This window comes from Aureimonas sp. AU12 (genome assembly GCF_001463705.1).
GTDB lineage: Bacteria > Pseudomonadota > Alphaproteobacteria > Rhizobiales > Rhizobiaceae > Aureimonas.
The window spans coordinates 1-234 of the sequence record NZ_BBWH01000083.1 but is presented as its reverse complement, the minus strand read 5'-3'; the positions used below and the strand labels follow the sequence as shown (position 1 = coordinate 234).

The 234-nt window shown below is 62.8% G+C and carries 1 protein-coding gene; it reads right to left on the bottom strand.

All coding sequences use genetic code 11. From position 1 onward, the window contains the following. A partial coding sequence (locus tag AUL33_RS21410) for a hypothetical protein (RefSeq protein WP_244492386.1) occupies window positions 1-202 on the bottom strand: 202 nt, incomplete at its 3' end. Between the last annotated feature and the right edge of the window lie 32 nt (window positions 203-234).

Sequence of the window (234 nt, the reverse complement as noted above, 5' to 3'; positions counted from 1 at the left end):
GATCGAAAGCGCGTCCGAACAGGTGCGTCCGGATATAGGCGTCGATGCCTTCGGCCATCTCGGCTCGGTTGATCTGGATGTAGGGAAAGCGGTTGGCGTTGGCGAACTTCGTCGAGCTGCCGGTCGCTTCGGTCAGGGTGATGGCCTCGGTGATGCGCCTCGTGATGCGGGCCAGGTAATCGTTGTAGCCCGTCGCGGTCATCACGCCGCCATGCACACGGTAGTCGCCGAAGC